Here is a 3,404-nt window from a genome sequence, read left to right on the forward strand (position 1 = left end):
GTGGCGGCGACGGCCGTGGCGCGGTCGAGGGAGCGGCGCAGCCGGTCGGCGGCGGGCTGCCACTGGCCGGCCTCGGCCGGCAGGCGGTCGAAGACGGTGCGGGCCGCGGTGGCGTCGCCGGCCATCAGGGTGTTGTACGCGAGCAGGTAGCGCTCGGGCCAGTCGCGGAGCAGCGTGTCGTGGTCGCGCAGCAGGGTGACGGCCTCGGCGTGGCGTTCCTCGTCCTCAAGGGCGGTGGCGAGTTCGGCGATGATCGGAAGCCGCTGGTCGGCCCGGCCGCGGACCTTGGCGAGCAGGCCGCGCGGCGGTGCTTCGGCCGCGCGCAGAGCCTCGGTGAGGGCGGGGACGGCGAGGAAGGAGGCGCCGCGTCCGACGCAGGCGTAGCCGTACTGATAGAGCGCGCCGGGGTGGGCGGGCTTGGCGACCAGGGTGCGGGCGGCCTCGACGAGGTCGTCGAAGCCGCCGTCGGCGGCCAGCCGCTCGACCAGCGGGGCCACCCGGGCGGCCGGCAGGTCACGTGCGACCGAGCGCAGTTCGCGCATCGCGGCGCCCGGGTCACCGGACTCCACGAGGCTCCAGGCAGTGTCCAGCGGGGTCGTCGTCACAGGGGTTTCCTCCAGGGCGGGTTGTTGTCGACGGGGAACGAAGGCGGGGGCGGCGTGGGCCACAGGTGGAGGGGCGCGTGGCGCCGGCGCGCCGACGGCGGGTGCGCGGTCGCGCACGTGGTCGCGGTGGTGGACGCGGCCGTGGCTGTGGTGGTGAACGTGGCAGGGCGCGGAACCGGGGTGGCGGAGGCCGGGGTGGCGGCCTGGCCGCAGCGGCTGAGCCGGGTACGGGCGCCCGGCGAGTGGTGGCACGGGGCCGGCCGCCGGTCGTCGGCGGCGGGTGGGGCTCACCTGCTCGGGCGGTGGCCGCCCTTCCTGTTGAGGTCGCGCATGGGGAGGATCATGTCCGAATGCCACTGCCCGCCGCAAGCCGATTGTTCGTCCGGCAGCCGCCGAACCGGGGCGTCGATGTCGATCCGACCGGGATGCACTGTGGGGGGTGTGACCACCGGCGGCTGAGGCACTGCTTCAGCACATCGACGTCCCCGTCGAGGCCGCTGGGGAGGCCGGCCGCTGACCGAAGCGGCGTGAACGACCGCCTCGGCGGGGTTGTTCACCCGTGGAGCCGTCGAACACCGGGGACACCCCCGCACAGGGAAGCCATTCCTCCCGGTGGCTACGGTAAAGCCGCGGGATTCCTGGCTGGATCGCGGTGAAGCGGTGAGAGTGCGGTTCGTCTCGCGTAGGGGGTCGGGTGGGGCGGAGAGTGGTACGGAGGGGCGGGTGGCTGTCGGAAAGGCGTGATGATCATGGATCGGTACCCGCCCATCGCCGACCATGGCCTGGTGGGCGACCTGCAGACCGCTGCGATGGTCTCGGCACAGGGGGTGGTCGACTGGTTCGCGGCGCCCAGGTTCGACTCGCCCAGCGTGTTCGCCGCGCTGCTGGACCACGACCGCGGAGGCTACTTCCTGTTCGCGCCCGAGGAGCGCGGTGTCACCTGCAGGCAGCTGTACTACCCGGACACCGCGGTCCTGGTGACCCGGTTCATGTCCCCTGACGGGGTCGGCGAGATCTTCGACTTCATGCCGCCGGACCGGACGGGGACGCCCACCGACCGGCATGTGCTGGTGCGCGGGGTACGGGCCGTGCGCGGGACGGTGCGCTTCGTACTGGAGTGCCGACCGCGGTTCGACTACGGCCGGGCCTCCCACGAGCTGGAGCTTCGGGACGACGGCGCGGCCGTGTTCCGCGCTCCCGGTGTCACCGCGTACCTGCAGAGCACCTTTCCGCTGCGGGCAAAGGCCACGGGCAGTGGCGCCGCCGGCCTGCGGGACGTCCGCAGTGAGCTCGTCCTGAACACGGGCGAGGTGGCGGCCGCCGTGTTCACCGTCTGCGGGCCGGACGGGGAACCGCCGGAGCCCCCGACCCCGGACGGTGTCGTCGGAATGCTGTGGCAGACCGTGGAGTTCTGGCAACGCTGGGTGCGCCGCTCCCGGTACCGGGGCCGGTGGCCCGGCATGGTGAACCGTTCCGCCATCACGCTCAAACTGCTCACCTACGCCCCCACCGGCGCCCCGGTGGCCGCGGCCACCATGGGGCTGCCCGAACAGGTCGGTGGCGAACGGAACTGGGACTACCGCTACACCTGGGTGCGGGACGGCTCACTCTCAGTACGGGCGCTGCTCGACCTCGGGTTCGCCGAGGAGGCCGCGCAGTTCACCCACTGGCTGGGAGAGCGGCTGGGCGACCGGCTGCGGGGCCGAAAGGAGATCGTCGGCGAACCGCTGCAGATCATGTACCGGGTCGACGGCGACCCCGAGCTGACCGAAGAGATCCTCCCGCACCTGGAGGGATACCGCGGCTCGCGCCCCGTGCGGGCCGGGAACGCCGCCGCCGAACAGCTGCAACTGGACATCTACGGCGAGGCGCTCTACGCCCTGGCCGAGGGTCGCGAGGTCAGTATGCGGGCCAGCTACCACGGCTGGAAGAACCTGGCCCGGACACTGGACTGGCTCGCCGACTCCTGGGACCGCCCGGACGAGGGCGTCTGGGAGACCCGCGGCGGGCGCAACGACTTCACCTTCAGCCGGGTGATGTGCTGGACGGCCTTCGACCGCGGCCTTCGGCTCGCGTCCGACTACAGCCGCCCCGCCGACACCGCCCGCTGGACGGCGGCCCGCGACACCATCCTGGAACAAGTGATGGAACGCGCCTGGAACGCGAAGGAACAGGCCCTGACCCAGACCTACGGGAGCGACGTGCTCGACGCCTCGCTGCTGCTGATCCCCAGACTCGGCTTCCTCGCCCCCCAGACCGAGAGCTGGCTGTCGACGCTCGACGCGATGGACCGCACCCTGGTATCCGACAGCCTCGTCTACCGCTACGACCCAGCGGCCTCACCGGACGGCCTGCGCGGCTCGGAGGGCACCTTCAGCCTCTGCTCCTTCCTCTACGTCGATGCCCTCGCCCGCGCCGGCCGGCTGCGCCCGGCGCGCTACGCCTTCGAGAAGATGCAGACCTACGCCAACCACGTCGGCCTCTTCGCCGAGGAGATCGGCCCCAGCGGCGAGCAACTGGGCAACTTCCCACAGGCGTTCACCCACCTGTCGCTGATCATGGCGGCCACCACCCTCGACCAGGCACTCGACGAGGCCCGCGCGCAGTACCAGGACGACTGACCGTTCCCGATCGGAGCGTGTCAGGAAGAAGTTGACTCTGTCGCACATTCCGGATGCTGTTGGTGATCTTCACTGGGGAGGGTGAGGCTGACGGCTTTGCCGGTCGCTGGCCCTGTGCGCCTGCTGTCCTGATCTGGAGATCCGAGCAGGTTGAAGGGGGCTGGTTGCGGTGGCGATG

1 protein-coding gene and 1 pseudogene are annotated in these 3,404 nt (G+C 71.8%); one reads left to right on the plus strand and one right to left on the minus strand.

Features of this window, described 5'->3' with window-relative positions; all coding sequences use genetic code 11:
* Positions 1-605 (minus strand): annotated as a pseudogene (locus KS423_RS41510) (hypothetical protein); the annotation flags it as partial.
* Between the two features lie 749 nt (positions 606-1,354).
* On the opposite strand from KS423_RS41510, the gene KS423_RS41515 reads away from it, so the two are divergent.
* On the plus strand, positions 1,355-3,226 hold the full coding sequence (locus KS423_RS41515; RefSeq protein ID WP_224284901.1) for a glycoside hydrolase family 15 protein: 1,872 nt from the start codon (positions 1,355-1,357) through the stop codon (positions 3,224-3,226).
* Positions 3,227-3,404 lie beyond the last annotated feature (178 nt).

Source organism: Streptomyces sp. LS1784, assembly GCF_020103755.1.
Taxonomy (GTDB): Bacteria; Actinomycetota; Actinomycetes; order Streptomycetales; family Streptomycetaceae; genus Kitasatospora.

What these genes read in the sequence shown, in the direction of transcription:
- KS423_RS41515 (WP_224284901.1), top strand. Translation starts at nt 1,355, where the DNA reads ATGGATCGGTACCCGCCCATCGCCGACCATGGCCTGGTGGGCGACCTG.